This is a genomic window from Microbacterium sp. H37-C3, assembly GCF_027157935.1.
Taxonomy (GTDB): domain Bacteria; phylum Actinomycetota; class Actinomycetes; order Actinomycetales; family Microbacteriaceae; genus Microbacterium; species Microbacterium plantarum.
In genome coordinates, this window is record NZ_JAPVLR010000006.1 from 105,608 (window position 1) to 121,322 (window position 15,715).

The following is a 15,715-nucleotide window of genomic DNA, read 5'->3' on the forward strand; positions in this document are numbered from 1 at the left end:
CGAGACGACGACCCGACCCACGAGAGATGCATCAGTGAACGCGACACCCAAGAAGAAGCTCATCGAGACGTCTCTGCCGCTCGAAGCGATCAACGCCGAGGCGTCGCGAGAGAAGTCCATCCGGCATGGACACCCTTCTACCCTGCACCTGTACTGGGCGCGCCGGCCACTGGCGGCAGCACGCGCTGTTCTGTTTGCACAGCTTGTGGATGACCCGGCATCGCGGCCTGAGGAGTTCCCTACCGTTGAGGAGCAGGATGCCGAGCGCGCTCGTCTTCACCGGCTTCTCGAGCAGCTGGTTGTCTGGGAGAACAGCAATGACGAGGCGCTACTCAGTCAGGCACGCGCCGAGATCCGAAAAAGCAACAACGGTGAGCTTCCAGCCGTCCTCGACCCATTTGCCGGCGGCGGAGCGATTCCACTGGAAGCTCAGCGTCTCGGACTCGAGGCGCATGCGAGCGACCTCAACCCGCTCGCGGTCCTGATCAATAAAGCACTGATCGAGATCGCGCCGCGGTTCACCGACCTCGCGCCGATCTACCCGGGCCGAGCGGACACCCGTAACGGTTGGAACGGGGCCGAAGGACTCGCCGAGGATGTCCGCGCCTATGGCGAGTGGATGCGTGCTGAAGCTGAGCGACGGATAGGAGGGCTCTATCCACAGGTCACGAGCGCGAGCGGTAGCCAGTACAAGGCAATCGCGTGGGTGTGGGCGCGCACCGTCAAGAGCCCCAACCCTGCAAACCCCATCGACGTACCGCTCGTTCGCTCCTGGTGGCTGAGCAAGAAAAAGGGAAGCGAGGCCTGGATCCAGGCCTCGGTCATCGACGGAGCAGTTCACTACGAAGTGCGCCACGACGCGGAAGGCCCAAGTGCGGATGAGGACGGCACCGTGGGCCGTCAAGGTGCAGTGTCGATCGCGGACGGGACACCCATCGACTTCAAGTACATCAGAGCGGAGGCCAAGGCTGGTCGCATGGGGACTCACCTCATTGCGGTCGTATGCGAGGGCGCGCGCGGACGGCTCTACATGTCTCCCAGCGATGGCCAGATCGACGCGGCGCGCGTCGAGCGGCCTATTGACGCACCTATCGCCGAACTACCGGCTGTAGCGCCGAGCTTTCGCGTCCAGGCCTATGGCTTCAAGCTCTGGTCGGATCTCTACACGAATCGTCAATTGGTAGCACTCACCACCTTGTGCGATCTAGTCGAAGAGACTCGCGAAAAGGCACTGGGTGACGCAGTCGCTGCAGGGCGTTCCCGAGGAACGCGGCTCGAGGACGGTGGCGACGGTGCTGAAGCGATCGCCGACGCCATCGCAACATACCTCGCCCTGGCAGTTAGCCGGACAGCAGATCTGACTAACAGCCTGGTGACGTGGTCGAACAGCAGAGATCAGGCACGCAATCTGTTCGCACGTCAGGCAGTTCCGATGGCATGGGACTACGTCGAAGTCAACCCGTTCGCCGGTGCCGCTGGTGACGTCGGGGTCTCTGTGGACACTGCCGCGAGAGCGATCGAGCGACTACCTACCGGCTCTCGGGGTCAAGCAATCCAGGCGAACGCGATGGCTCGGGACTATTCCTCACTCGCGATTTCTACCGACCCGCCGTACTACGACAACATCGGGTACTCCGATCTGTCGGACTTCTTCTACATCTGGCTACGTCGATCGCTGGGGTCGATTCAGTCAGAGACCGTCGCGACGATGCTCACTCCCAAAAACGAAGAGCTCGTTGCGAACCCCTATCGCCATGGCGGCCGCCATGGCGCCGAGGAATTCTTCGTCGCGGGTTTCAACTCGGTGTTCCGCCATATCCGCGAGACGGCAAACCTATCGATCCCGCTGACTGTGTACTACGCGTATAAACAGCAGGACACCCGAGACGCTGGCACCTCTTCGACAGGGTGGCACACCCTGCTTGGTGGCCTGATCGACGCTGGGTGGGAGATCACAGCCACCTGGCCAATGCGAAGCGAGCGCGGCGGCCGGATGATCAGCGTTGGCACCAACGCTCTCGCGTCATCGATCGTGCTCGCCTGCAGGCCACGAAAGGAGGGGGCACCGACAACCACGCGTCGCGCGTTTGTCGCTGCGCTACGCGCCGAGTTGCCAGAAGCGTTGCGCACCCTCATCCAAGGCTCAATCGCAGCCGTCGATCTCGATCAGGCCGCCATCGGACCTGGCATTGCCGTGTTCTCACGCTACTCGCGGGTTCGGGAGGCAGACGGGACGGACATGACAGTCCGGGACGCCCTCGAGCTAATCAACTCGACACTCGATGAGGTCGTCGACGAGCTGTCGGACTCTGACCCAGACTCTCGGTTTGCTGCGAAGTGGTACCGACAGTTCGGGTGGGGAGCGGAAGGGTCCGGCACTGCGATCGCGATGGCTCAGTCCGCCGGAACTTCGTTGGGAGCTCTTGAAAGGGGCGGAATCTTCGAAGCTAAGGGAGGGAAGGCCAGGCTCTTCTCGCCAACAGCACTCGAAGGCGACTGGGACGTATCGTCTGACGAGCGCGTCAGCGTCTGGGAAGCAACTGTTCGGCTCGCAGCCGTGATGTCGAAAGAGGGCGTCGACAAGGTCGCCCAACTCTTGCCCGCAGTGCAGACGCGCGTCAACCTCGACGCTGTGAAGCAGTTGGGTCTGTGGCTGTTCCGTGAGGCGGAGAAGAAGCGCGACACCAAAGACGCCATCCTCTTCAATGGGTTGGTGAGTGCGTGGAGTGACGTAAACGAGCAGGCGAGGAAGCACGCTGGATCACCGCGGGCCGTTCAGCAGGCGTTCGACTTCGATGAGGATGGGGACTGAGTTCGATGGCGATGAATAACCGTGATCGCGTGGGCAAGGCCTTCGACCTGTTGTCGGAGGGACTGCTGGATTCCGTCGACGAGGTGATGACCGCCGCCTACGGCACGTCGGATTGGCCCGCCGCGTGGGCACAAGAAGACGCGCAACGCCGCGGTGGGCCCGCGCGAACGCTGACGAAGCACGATGTCCAGGTGCAGCTTCGCGCGATCACCGAGCAGGGCTACCGCTTCAAGGACGTGCTGTCGCGTGCGCAGCAGGGGTTTGGGTCCGAACTGCGCGAGACGCGAAATCTGTGGGCGCACAACGAGCCCTTCAGTTCTGATGACGCGGCGCGCGCGCTCGACACGATAGAGCGGCTGCTCCATGCCGTCGGTGCGGTCGACTCCGCGGAGGACGTCCGAAAGCTCCGCATCGACCTGCAGCGCACGGTCTTCGAGGACCAGACACGTAAGCAGGTCAAGCGCACGACGGTGACCCTCGACCCGGGTTCGGGTCTGCGACCCTGGCGCGAAGTGATCCGCCCGCACGATGATGTGGCACGCGGCGAGTTCACGGCATCCGAGTTCGCTGCCGACCTGCATCTCGTGCGAACAGGTCAGGCGACCAGCCCCGAGTATGGCGACCCGGTCGAGTTCTTCACCCGCACGTACCTCACGGAGGGTTTGCGTGACCTGCTGTCGCGCGCGCTCCGACGCGTGGGCGACGGAGACGGAAACGCGAGCCCCGTCGTCAACCTGCAGACCAACTTCGGTGGCGGCAAGACCCACTCGATGCTCGCTCTCTACCACCTCTTCAGCGGCACGCCCGCGAAGGACTACCCGCAGGAGCTGCAGGAGCTCATCGCAGAGACCGGAGACGCCGACCTTGCGGCGCTGGGCGTGAAGCGCGTCGCGCTCGTCGGCACGTACTTGAAGGCGGGATCACCGCTTATCAAGGAGGACGGGACTGAGGTCCGCACGCTCTGGGGCGAGCTCGCTTGGCAGCTCGGTGGCCGCGAAGCGTACGACCTCATTGCTGAGGACGACCGCGCCGGGACGAACCCGGGCGAAGCATTGCGCACGCTGATCGCGAAGTACTCGCCGGCGCTGATCCTGATCGATGAGTGGGTCGCGTACGCGCGGCAGCTGGTCACAGACAAGGAGCTTCCGTCTGGTTCGTTCGAGACGCAGTTCACATTCGCACAGTCTCTGACCGAAGTCGTTCGGTCGGTGCCTGGAGCGATGCTCGTTGTCTCGATCCCGGCATCCGACACCGGCGATGCGGGCAGCGGAAGCGACATCGAGATCGGCGGTGCAAACGGTCAGCTCGCGCTGGAACGGCTGCAGAACGTGATCCGTCGTGTCGCGGACCAGTGGAGGCCGTCGAGCAAAGACGAGTCCTTCGAGATCGTTCGCCGCCGGCTGTTTCAAGCGCCGAACGCTGAGGGCCTGACCACGATCTCCGCCGTAGCGCGCAGCTTCGTCACCCTGTATCGGAGCAACACTGCTCTGTTTCCGCGCGATGCCGCGGCCCCGAGTGACGACTACGAGCAGCGCATCCGCGCGTCGTACCCGCTACACCCCGAGCTGCTGGACCGTCTGTACGAGGACTGGTCCACGCTGGAGCGGTTCCAGCGCACCCGCGGCGTGCTCAAGCTCGTGTCATCGATCGTGCACGAGTTGTGGGCCTCCAACGACACTTCTCCGCTGATCCTCCCCGGCAACGTGCCGCTGGAGGCGACGACGGTCAACACCGACCTCACCCAGTACCTCGAGGACCAGTGGAAGCCGATCATCGACTCGGACATCGACGGCCCGGGGTCAATGGCGCAACAGATCGACCTCGACCGCCCCAATCTGGGGCAGCGGTTCGTGACGCAGCGGATCGCGCGAACGATCTTCATGGGCGCCGCGCCGCGAATCAAGGCGTCGCGGAAGGGCTTGGACAAGCAGTACGTCTGGCTCGGAACCGCGGCTCCCGGTGACACGCTCGGCAACTTCGGCAGTGCGATCGAGCTGCTCGCGCAGAGGTCGACGTACTTCTACGAGGAGCAGGGCCACTACTGGTTCGACACGCAGCCGTCGGTGACGAAGACCGCGAACGACTATGCCGAGCGACTCCGCGAGGACGTCGAAACTGTGTGGAACGAGATCACCGAACGACTCCGCAGCGAAGAACGGGCGCGCGGCGTGTTCGATCGAGTGCACGTCGCGCCGGCATCCAACGCCGACATCCCCGACCTCGAAGACGCGCGCCTGGTGATCGTCCACCCGCGCCACTCGCGGCGGAAGTCCGACGGTGCCAACTCCTCAGCCCACCAGTGGGTGCGCGAGGCGATCGAGACCAAGGGCGCCAGCCAGCGCGTGCACCGCAACACTCTCGTGTTCCTGGTGGCCGATAAGAGCGAGCTGGAGAGCCTGGAGGCCGCTGCTCGCAGCTACCTCGCGTGGAAACGCGTGCAGGCGACCAGCGAGAGCCTCAACCTGTCGGTGCAGCAGCGCAAGCAGACCGACGACTGGGTCACGCGCCTGGATCGGACCGTCTCGGACCGCATCCGCGACACCTTCGTGTGGGCGGTCTACCCCGAACAATTCGACGCCACCAAGCCGTTCGAGCTGATCGCGGACAAGGTGCCCGACTCGAGCGGCCGCTCCCTCGCCGAGCGCGTCGCCGCAAAGCTGTCCCGCGACGATCAGCTCGTCACCGAGCTTGGAGCGCCGATCCTCGGAGCGACCCTCCACCAGGAGCTCGGGCAGCTGTGGCGCGACAAGGGCGAGATCAGCGTCGGCGAACTGTGGGGCTACTTCACTCGTTACGTCTATCTGCCCCGACTCGTTCGCCGCGAGACCCTCGACTCCGCGATCGAGCGCTCGCTGAACTCCGTGCTCGTCGACGGCGAGAAGTTCGCGATCGCGACGGCGAAGGACGCCGAGTCCGGTCGCTACCGCGGACTGATCGTTCCGCCGGCGCACACCGCCGCGCTCCAGGTGACAGACAGCACGCTCCTCGTGGACTGGAACAAGGCAGATGAGCAGGTGTCCGCCGATCGTGCCGCTGCCGCTCGAGAAGCCGCCCGGCGCGCAGCAGAGGAGGGCGCCGCAGAGATCGGCCCAGTGGACATCGTCCTGATCGATGACGACGGAGACGGGGAGGGATCGAGCGAAGAGAGCTTCGCGCCGCGACCCCCGAGCCGCTACTTCGGCTCCGTGAAGGTCGATCCCGACCGGTACTCGCGCGACATCGGAAACGTGACTCGCGAGATCATCGACCGCCTCGCCGGCGCCGGCGCCAAGCTCGAGATCACCATCGACATCCAGGCCAGCAAGGGAGACGGCTTCGACGAGGGCGAGGTGCGCACGATCTCCGAGAACGCGCGCGTTCTCAAGTTCGACCCGAGCTCCGGTTTCGAGAGTTGACCGCGCAAGCCGCAAATGGCGCATGAGCTGTGCGTCGAACCAATATCAGAACGGAAGGAGCCTCGGGGATGAGGATCGAATCAGCAGTTGTAACCAACTATCGCTGCATCGTCGATAGCGGAGAGTTCGGCGTTGAAGCGGACAAGACAATCCTGGTCGGGATCAACGAGGCAGGTAAGACAGCGCTGCTGAAAGCGATCCAGCTCGTCAGCCCGACCCCAGACACCCCCGACATCGACTGGCTATTTGATGCACCAGCACCGATGGTTGACGAAATCCGACGTGGGAATCTGGAGCGCGCGGAGATGGCAGTCGCGAAGGTCGTTCTGACGCCCGATTCAACCGACCTCGAGGGACTTGCTCTCGCGAACAGCACCGAAGTCCGGTTTGAGATGACGGTATGGCTCAGCGGCAAGCGCACATACCGCGTCACGGGGCTGCCGCCTTCGCCCTCGCTCGGGGACGTTGACAAGAGCATCGTTCGGCTCACGAGTGCGATGTCGAAGCAATCGAGCGAGGACGCGAAAGCGGCCGCGCAGACACTGACTGCCTGGCGGGCAGATCGGAGCCAAAGCGATCGGATCAGTGGAGAGATCGCAGATGAACTCCGCAGCCACCTCGATGCGCTCCTGCCGCTGTTCGCGGACGGTTCTGCCGCCGAGGGCTACTGGGATGCGCTGGACTCGGTCGTCAAAGAGGCGACGGGACGGGACGATGTTGGCAAGCACCTTCTGTCCAAGTTGCCACCGTTCGTCTACTTCTCCTCGTACTTCTCTGTGCGTCCACGCATACACCTGAATCGCCTTGCGGAGCGTGAGGAATCCGGCGAGATTGACCTCGACTACGACTTCGGCAACCTCCAGCTACTGAAGTTCCTCGGATTCACAGCTCGCGAGCTGTCGGACATGGACTCGGACGCTCCTGAGAAGGGCGTCAATTATGACAGCGATGTTCAGGAGCAGGAGCGATACAAGGCCGCACTTGCCGCGCATGAACGTAAGCTCACCGAACGCAAGCGTGCGCTGCAGACGGCTGGTGCTCGCCTTACAGCTGATATTCGTCGCGTGTGGAACGACGACTCGCTGACGCTCCGACTCGACGTCGACGGGCAATACCTTCAAACGCTCGTCGAGGATGAGCTCGGCATTCCCGTCGAACTCGACCAGCGCAGCGAAGGCTTCCGTTGGCTCGTATCGTTCTTCGTCGTCTTCCATGCGCAGGCAAAGGACGATCTCCGGAACGCAGTCCTGCTCCTCGATGAGCCGGGCCTCAGCCTTCACGCGCTCAAACAGCAAGAGTTCCGCAAGACCGTGTCCGCCTTGGCGGAGGGGAACCAGATCATCTATACGACGCACTCCCCCTTTATGGTGGGGGCGGACGAGCTGGACCTCGTCCGGGTGGTCGAGATGGTAGACCGCAAGGTCGGGACTAAAGTTCATACTCGCCTTGCGGTCGACGATCCAAAGTCCATCTACCCGCTTCAGGCTGCACTCGGCTACGACCTCGCGCAGAGCATCTTCACACACCAGCGAAACCTGGTCGTGGAAGGCATCACCGACCTTCTCATCATCGAGGCGCTGAACTCCGCGTTCTCCTCGGACGGCGGACCGGCACTGGACAGCGACATCGCAATTGTTCCGGCCGGAAGCGCAAGCAAGGTCGTCTACTACAGCACGATTCTCACCAGCCAGAGCCTCAAGGTGGCAGCTCTCCTGGACTCGGATTCGGCTGGCGATCAGGCTGCTGAGCAGGAAGCGCTCTGGCAGCTACTGAGCGCGAAGAGGATCCTGAGAACCGGAGACCACATCTCCGGCGTGCAGCGCGCTGAGATCGAGGATCTGCTGCGGCAGACACTGGCTCAGGTCGCCCGCGACGAACTCGGATGGGACAGCCTCGCGACGGTACAGCAGCAACCCGCTCGCCCTCTCATGGAGATCCTCGTCGCCGAGCATCCTGGAGCTTCCAAGTGGAAACTCGCTCGCGCATTCGCGAAATGGTTGAGCGCGAATGGAACTGCAGCACTTGATGCATCGGAACGCGAAGCGTGGCGATCGCTCTCAACTGCCGTCAACAAGGCGCTCGGCTGACCGCTACGCGGCCAGATAGAACTGCCTTGGCGCGCTCGATTCACTGTCTCGTGAGACATCCGACTTGCGCATAATCACCGGGTCGATGACGCGTATGGCGGTGAGGATCTGCCACGCGGCCAGCGCTTGCTCTGGGGCGTTCAGCTGGTCGATCGTGTCGACCGCGAGCTGCTCGAGGTCGATGTTTTCGGTGACTGCTCGGTCTACGGAGTCGATGTGCCCGGACTTGGCTGCAGCGAGTAGCTTGGCGTGCTCGTTGCGCCGCCGGTCGGTTTCCCACCAGGTCTCTCCCGGGAGCCCGAGATCTTCGCTGGCGGGACCGTCCCACAGAGGTCGGCGCCGAGCCGTGCGCTGCGCCTCAATCTCGGCCGGCAGCGGCTCGTCGGTCCCCCATGCCAGGCTTGACCAGATGTACCGTTCGGGAGCTTCGCGAAGGTAGCGCCATGGGTTGACTCCGGTGCGGTCAATCAGGCGCTCAAGGAACACGGGCACGATGGCGTTGCTGGCCATGAAGTGCGTGACGTCTTCCTTCGTGTAGTAAGCGCCTTTGTCGGAGCCGCGGTTGTCGAGGCTGTCCTTCTCGTTGACGAACTGCTCGAAGATGTAGCCGAGCACGTCGGGATTGATCTCGTTCTGAGAAGCTGTCGGGCGATCGTCGAGATGCCACTGGAAGCGGTCGAACAGGTCGAAGATCGAGGTGAAGATCTCGTCGGGGATCTCAATGGTGTTGTCGTGTTCGAGCTTGTGCTCGGCGAAGATTCCCCCGTTGATGTAGGGCACGTCTCCGACCAAGTCGGCGACAACATCGTTGGGATACCTCCGTGAATCAGCCTTCTGGCCCAGCCCCTCGTGGAACATCGGGAGCAGGAAGTCGCGATAGAACCCGTAGAACTGGCCTGTGCCGACCAGATCGCGGAGCTGGTTGAGTCGATTCCGCAGATAGTCGGTGTCCTGGTCCATGAACGACTTCTTCTGCATGAAGTAGATGAACATCAGTCGGTTCATCATCAACGATGAGTACCACTCCCGCTCGCTGTCGTCGGGGATGCCCTGGATGGCGACGGTGAGTGCGCGCTGCCTGCGGACGAACTGGTCGTAGAACCGCTTGGTGACGATGTCGGCATCGAAGGCTGCGCGCATCTTGCGCAGCACCTCAATGAGGGTGGGACTCTCGTCGATCTTGATCTCGATGGTGCCGAGTCGCTGGCTGAGAGCCTCGTTGGTTGTGCCAACGGTGTGCCGGTGCAGAGCCAGGCGCGGCTGGCTCTGCACCGTCGGCATCCGCCGATTGCAGCCATCGCCACTCCTGCCGGGTGTGATCGGCGAAGATGAGCAGTCGCGCATCGGAGACCTTGCGTACCTGCTGGTCGATCAGTCGTTGCGTGCGTGAATCGGGCAGTTCGTTGCAGAGCCACACTCGCAGGCCCGAGTAACCGGCGACCTGCTGCAACGTATAGGTCTGCTCGTCGACGGTGATGCGTAGTGGTGCGAGGTCTGGCTTGTCCCAGCCGAGCTCCTCGAGGAAGAGGGTCTGAAAATCACCCGAGTTGACGAGCTTCATCCTGGTTGACGCGCTCATGATGCCACCCCCATTGAGCACACGATGTGGATCGGATCGGCTGCGGCGATGTCGATAACGAGCCGCTTGTCGCGATGGAGTAGCACGAGAAGGTCTGCCAGGTCGTCGACGTCGCTGCGCGCAGCCAGCGCGGTCGTGAATCGCTTCTCGGCCTCCTTGGTGAGAGGGCGGGTGAAGATGGCCTCGAGTGCGTCGGCGACATCGCCCTTCCCGGCCACCAGGGCGCCGTTGAGACGGTTCCATACTCGCTTGCGAACACCGCTGAGGCGGCCTTCGATGTTTCCGCTCTGGATGAGATTCCCTTGTGCCATCTGAATCAGGAGCGGGAAGTGGTCCGCGCGGGCGGGTAGCGCCGGGGTGTCGATTTCGCATCGGAATCGGCTAAGCGCCTCTTGCCCGGTGAGCAGACGGATACCCTCGGCGGATCCGAAGCCGAACCCGTCGTTGTCGTTTTCAGTGCGGACGTAACAGACCACGCCGTCGACGTCTCGGTCGGATAGTGATGGCCTGGTCGCGTAGACGAGGTCGGGCAGTGATTTGACGCGGTCGGCGAGCTCGGGGTGCTCTTGCTCGGCGGAGTTCCACACCTCATAGGCGAGGCTGGATGCGTCAACCTCGTTGTCGATCTCGTTGTCGTCGAGCTTGCCCTTGTAGAGATCCTCGATGATCTTCACCTCGTCCTCTGAGCCGAAGAACTGTTCGTCCGATCCGAATACCTCGGCGTTGGCGTGGAGGCGGTCAGCGATGCGCTGGCGGAGGTTCAGCACCTGCTCCACGCCGTCGTGCCATAGCGAGTAGATGATCACCTCATCCGACTTCTGACCGACGCGGTCGACGCGGCCGGCACGCTGGATCAGACGGATGATCGCCCACGGGAGGTCGTAGTTGACCACGATGTGCGCGTCCTGGAGGTTCTGCCCTTCGGAGAGCACGTCGGTCGCGACGAGCACTCTGTACTCGGCTGCGGGGTCGATGATCTTGTTGAGCTCGATGTCGGTGAGTGTCGCGGAGCCGAGCATGTTGGACAGGGGGGCGAATCTGCGGGCGACGTCGGTCGGGTTGTTGGTGTCGCCGCTGGCGATCCCCACCCGGTCGACACCTGCGGCCTTGATCGCTTCGGCGACGTAGTTGGCTGTGTCTTTGTACTCGGTGAAGATCAGCACCTTCTCGTCGGGGTGCGTCTCAGTCAGAAGCTTGAGGATCTCGGCCAGCTTCGAGTCCGCATCCGCCGTCCACGCGCCGAACTCGTTGAGCAGCCCAGTGAGCGTTGCCGTGTCGGCCTTAAGGTCGTCGAGCATGTTCGGGGTGAAGATGGAAGGGCGGATCCACCGCACCGACTTTGGTGCAGATGCGCGAAGTGCTTCGTATTCGCTCTGGCCATCCCCGGAGGTCGGCGGCTCGATGTCCTCGTAATCCTCTTCGGCGTCGTCGTCGCTCTCGGACGAGGTGAGCATGACATCCAGCAGTGTGCCCAGCGGGAGGTCGAGGTCGTTCTCGACGGCGTAGATGTACAGCTGGTTGCGGGCGATGTGGCGCTGCAGCGACAGCATGAACGAGTACCCGCAGCTGGACAGCCGCTTGTAGAGCCCACTGCGTACGAACCCGATCAGGTGGCCGCTGCCGCGTTCGAAGCGCTCAACGATCACCTTCTCCTCGGGCGTGAGCGTGAGCGACTTCCGGAGATATGCGGACAGGTTGTAGCGCGGCAGGTTCAGATTGTCGATCGCGTCGAGGGTCTCGACGGACTCCATCTTGGCTGCGGGGTCGTGCTCGCCGAACGAGTGCACGAGCGGCTTGGGCACACGGGCCGGGAACGTGAACCTCGTCCCGTTCGCGAAGGTGAGGTACTCCTTGCCCTGCTCGTCGACGAGCGCATAGTTCTTCCGCACGAACGAGCGGGTGCGGCGGATTAGGTGCTCGCTCATCAGCCGCTTCCAGTCATCGGGCTCCTCGCTGCGCTTGAACGCCTCGAGCGTGCTCGTCTTGCCGTCGAGCCTCTCCGCGAATCGGTCGTCTAGCGTCATCGCGACCACGGGCTGCAGCCCGAGATCGTCGTCGGGGTCGATGTACAACCCCAGCTGATTTCCGACGTCCTTGAAGCGGATGTTGTATGGCGTCGCGGTGAGTAGCAGCACCCGGCAGTCGTAGTTGCGGATGTAGTCGTAGAGCGCCCGGTAGTCCTGGCGGGTGTCGTTGCGCAGCGTGTGCGACTCGTCGACGATCACGAACTGGTAGCGACCGAGGTTGGGCAGGCGCTTGGCCGCCATGCTGTACGGGACGACAGTGGCGTTCAGCGCGTAGCGCTCTTTGTATTCCTCCCACATCTTCACCAGGTTGACGGGGCAGACGATGAGCGTGCGGTAGCCCTCAGCCTCATTGAGCATCATCGCGGTGGCCGTTGCGGTGATCGTCTTGCCGAGGCCGACGACGTCGCCGAGCATGGCACCGCCCTTGGTCATGATGCGACGGGACAGCGTCTTCACGGCGCTCTCCTGATACTCAAGCAACTGGTCGCGCATTGACGGCGGCAGTGTGTACTCGATAAGACCCTCGCGCACATCGCGGGAGAGGTGCCAGCAGACCTTGAGGTAGACCTCGTAGGGGGTCAGCGGTGTCTCGCTTGCCCAGGACTCGTCGATGATCTCGATGAGGTCGGCGGTGACGTCGATGGAGAACTTGTCGTCCCATCGATCCTCGAACCAGCCGTCGAGTTTCGCGGCTCCGTCCGAGTCGACCACATCGACGTTGAGCTCGTAGTTGTTCGCGAGGCCAGCGATCGTGAGATTGGATGAACCGACGTAGGCGACGATCGGTGTGATCTTGTCGTCCCGGTGGCAGATATAGGTCTTGCCGTGGAGGGGGCGGCGGGTGAACAGCTTGATCGCGACCCGACCGTCCGCCAGCTGCGCGCGAAGTTCCCGAATGGTGGCCTCGTCCTGCGCGGTGGGCGCCCCGCGCATCAGCTGCTGCCGGAACTTGAGCTTGGCCTGCTGCTGACGTGCCTGCGCGGTCTTCCGATCGATCACGTCCTCGAGTGGGCCTCCCTCGAGTGTGCGCTGCAGGTGGTCAAGCACCTGTTCCTCTGGCTCGCCATGAACCATGCCGATCAGCACTCGAGCGATCGGCGGGCCACCAGCGGAACGTCCGTGGACGACGTCACCGAACAGCTTCCAGCCGCGGATATTGAAGTACCCGACAGCGGCATCGATGCGGTTGGACTCGGACAGCGTTTCGACGAGGTGGCCACCGAGGTTCAACTCGATGTTGTCGAAGATTCGGGTCATTATGCTCCTAGCTCATTGAAGGGAGCCAGAACGCGAGATCCTCATCCTCCTCATCGTCCTCAGGCTATAGGCCGGCAGTCGACTGTCCGGAAGCGCCGGCGGCGTCGCGCAGGATCGGCCACGATCGTACGCATGACGGCGCCCGGCGGGAATGGCGGGAGTTGGAGGAGCGTCTTGTCAGGGATCACTTCTCAACCGCCACACCCAGCCGGGCGTCTTCCGAAGACAGTACTGCACGCCCCCGACATCTCGCTCGCAGGCTAAGCCGCGAGCCTCAGCAGGGGTGCGTTTGCAATGCGGATTTCGTGCTTCGGAGGGATAGTCGGCGCCGCCTGGTCGCCGCAAGGTGAGCGCTTAGCTGCAGTCGGCGAGTGCCGAGTAGAGAGACAATCGGTCGGCCTTCGTCAGCTCAATCCCGTAGGTGGCGGCGACGAGAACGAGCCGTGCCGCGTATGTGCAGCGGTAGCTCTGATTCGGGGGGAACCACTCCGGCCCGCTGTCGCTCTTGGACTGATTCGTGGGCCCGTCGACGGGTGTGAGGTTGAGAGGGTCGTTCGCGAACTCGAGTCGCTTCTGGTCGCTCCATCCGTCGGCGCCGCGCTGCCAAACCGCAGCCAGGGGCCAGAGGTGATCGATCTGCACTGCCTCGCTGGTTCCCTGCCCCCGGGTAAAGGTGATCGTCTGACCGGTGAAAGGGTCTTCGAGCGTGCCGTTAAGGACAACGCAGTTGTTGGTCTGGGGCTTGAAGGTGATGTCACTCATCCATGCCGCGAGCTCGTCGTTGCGGGTGTCGCAGCCATTGCGATCGACATCCGCCCACCGCTGGCCGAAATAGTCCCGGTCGTAAGGGCCCGTGGTCTCTTCGGTCGTATCGACGGGGAGTTGTTCGAGGGCGGCAGTGATCGCCGTGGTCTCGTAGGAGACAGCATCATTTTCGATAGTCACGTAACCGGCGTCCGTCAGTGCCCGGAGATCGGGGGCCGGCACGACCTGATCAACCTCGGGGGTGAACTGCGTGACGGCGAGAGCGATTGCGGCCGCCGCCGCTGCGGCCGCTGCGGAGTAGATCGTGAACGCACGCCGTCGAGTTCGCATCATGCTGCGAGTCGCCGACCATTGGGGATATCGTCGATGAGTTCCTGGAAACCCGCCGCGGCGTCGAGCATGATCTGAGCGTCGTCGGTCAACCGCTGGACGGCGACACCATCCGTTTCTGCAGCGGAATGATTCAGCTGAACAACGAGGGCGGCCGCGTTGTTCAGCGCCAGCAGACGAGACTTCTCCAGGCGTCGCGCCTCGATCTCGGGAGTACCGCGCTTGGTGGCGGTGGGGTTGGCTTGCTTGTGCAGCACCTTCATCACCTGCATCGCTGTCTGATTCGCCATCTCAACACCTCCTAGTAACTATCCCTGTCAGTTACATTCTAGCGCATTTGGGTTGATGATGCACGCCAATGCTGCGCTCGTCAACGCGAGGGCTTGCGGTCGTCGAGAGGCAAAGCAGGCGGTTGGACTGCGCCAAGGCGAGCATCGAGATCCGGCCGGTGTTCCGCGATCCAGAGGCAGACCTCGGCCCATTCGACGGACGGGTAGGAGCCACGATCGAGCATGCGGTGAGCATAAAGGCCGGCTACGACGGGTCAGGACTGTCGTGGCCCGGGCGGAGGATGCACCTGGGTAAAGAAGCTTGCGACCGAGGTCGAAAAATGCCTAATATGTAACTAACAAAGATACCAATAAGGGGGTCTGGGAGAGTGACTACTCAAGCAACGGCCGGACGTCTGGAATCCGTCAGCTCCTACATCGACCCGTACCCGGGCAGGAAGGGCCGTGAACGCATCGTTGAAACGTGCGGAAGATGTGGCGGTACGGGCGTCTACAACGCCCCTAGCAGGGTCACCTTCTACACCTCTGCAGTCAACGACATCACGACGGGGTGCTTCTCCTGTGCCGGCACCGGTGTCCGTTCCTTCCTCGTCTCCTCCGCACGTCAGACCGCCCGACGCCGCGCCAAGGAGGCCGATCGTTCTCGTGGCATCGCCGCACAGATCGCCTACGCGCGAGAAGCGTTCATGGCCCGCCACGGCGCAGTCTACGAATCGCTCGCAGAACAGCATGCGCAGCTTCGACACAACGACCCACTCCGCAGTCGCATCGGCCTACTGCTGGAATCGGCCGAAGAATCACACACGGGCAAGACCGACATCAACGATTGGCGGGCAGCAGCTGAGGCGGTCCTTGAGGAGATCGCCATCCGCGAGGAAGCAAAACGCCCAGTCCCGACCGGCCGCATCGAAATCGAGGCTGAGGTTCTCTCCACGAAGTGGGTAGAGAACGACCACGGCGGGTCGCTGAAAATGCTCCTCGCCGGCGCCGGATGGAAGGTGTGGGGCACTGTCCCGAGATCTCTGGACTTCAACGACCGCCCCCCACGCGGCCACCGGATCGCCCTGACCGCGACCATCGAAGTCAGCGCCGACGATGAGGCGTTCGGGTTCTTCTCTCGCCCGACGAAAGCACGCATCGTCGCGGTCCCACACATCGCCGAGGAGGACTGAC

At 63.0% G+C, this 15,715-nt stretch carries 8 protein-coding genes; 4 read left to right on the forward strand and 4 right to left on the reverse strand.

The window, feature by feature from the left end; all coding sequences use genetic code 11:
* Positions 1-34: 34 nt before the first annotated feature.
* The 3 genes from O1W71_RS14870 to O1W71_RS14880 all read left to right on the forward strand — a co-directional run bounded on the left by O1W71_RS14870 (position 35) and on the right by O1W71_RS14880 (position 8,294).
* Entirely contained in the window at positions 35-2,812 is a 2,778-nt protein-coding gene (locus O1W71_RS14870) for a DUF1156 domain-containing protein (protein ID WP_269268613.1), read from the forward strand.
* A 5-nt stretch (positions 2,813-2,817) separates the two neighbouring features.
* The gene (locus tag O1W71_RS14875) at positions 2,818-6,207 is read left to right on the forward strand and encodes a DUF499 domain-containing protein (protein WP_269268614.1); all 3,390 of its coding nucleotides are present in this window, start codon (positions 2,818-2,820) and stop codon (positions 6,205-6,207) included.
* Positions 6,208-6,275: 68 nt separating this feature from the next.
* A complete protein-coding gene (locus O1W71_RS14880) occupies positions 6,276-8,294 on the forward strand; it encodes an AAA family ATPase (RefSeq protein ID WP_269268615.1) in 2,019 nt (672 codons plus the stop codon).
* 3 nt (positions 8,295-8,297) lie between these two features.
* Here the strand turns inward: O1W71_RS14880 and O1W71_RS14885 are convergent, their stop codons facing one another.
* From O1W71_RS14885 to O1W71_RS14900, 4 genes are all read right to left on the reverse strand, one after another.
* Positions 8,298-9,575, reverse strand: coding sequence for a hypothetical protein (locus O1W71_RS14885; protein ID WP_269268616.1), 1,278 nt, complete (start codon positions 9,573-9,575; stop codon positions 8,298-8,300).
* 294 nt (positions 9,576-9,869) lie between these two features.
* The gene (locus tag O1W71_RS14890) at positions 9,870-13,157 is read right to left on the reverse strand and encodes a helicase-related protein (protein WP_269268617.1); all 3,288 of its coding nucleotides are present in this window, start codon (positions 13,155-13,157) and stop codon (positions 9,870-9,872) included.
* 354 nt (positions 13,158-13,511) lie between these two features.
* Positions 13,512-14,255 carry an HNH endonuclease family protein gene (locus O1W71_RS14895; RefSeq protein WP_269268618.1) on the reverse strand — a complete coding sequence of 248 codons (744 nt, stop codon included), beginning with the start codon at positions 14,253-14,255 and terminating at the stop codon, positions 13,512-13,514.
* Entirely contained in the window at positions 14,252-14,542 is a 291-nt protein-coding gene (locus tag O1W71_RS14900) for a hypothetical protein (RefSeq protein ID WP_269268619.1), read from the reverse strand. The genes O1W71_RS14895 and O1W71_RS14900 overlap by 4 nt, the downstream gene beginning before the upstream one ends.
* A gap of 368 nt (positions 14,543-14,910) precedes the next feature.
* Here O1W71_RS14900 and O1W71_RS14905 point away from each other — a divergent pair, with 368 nt between their 5' ends.
* The gene (locus tag O1W71_RS14905) at positions 14,911-15,714 is read left to right on the forward strand and encodes a hypothetical protein (protein ID WP_269268620.1); all 804 of its coding nucleotides are present in this window, start codon (positions 14,911-14,913) and stop codon (positions 15,712-15,714) included.
* Position 15,715 lies beyond the last annotated feature (1 nt).

Coding starts and splice junctions, on each gene's coding strand:
- O1W71_RS14875 (WP_269268614.1), top strand. CDS start 2,818: ATGGCGATGAATAACCGTGATCGCGTGGGCAAGGCCTTCGACCTGTTG.
- O1W71_RS14895 (WP_269268618.1), bottom strand. CDS start 14,255: ATGATGCGAACTCGACGGCGTGCGTTCACGATCTACTCCGCAGCGGCC.
- O1W71_RS14890 (WP_269268617.1), bottom strand. CDS start 13,157: ATGACCCGAATCTTCGACAACATCGAGTTGAACCTCGGTGGCCACCTC.
- O1W71_RS14900 (WP_269268619.1), bottom strand. CDS start 14,542: ATGGCGAATCAGACAGCGATGCAGGTGATGAAGGTGCTGCACAAGCAA.
- O1W71_RS14885 (WP_269268616.1), bottom strand. CDS start 9,575: ATGCCGACGGTGCAGAGCCAGCCGCGCCTGGCTCTGCACCGGCACACC.
- O1W71_RS14880 (WP_269268615.1), top strand. CDS start 6,276: ATGAGGATCGAATCAGCAGTTGTAACCAACTATCGCTGCATCGTCGAT.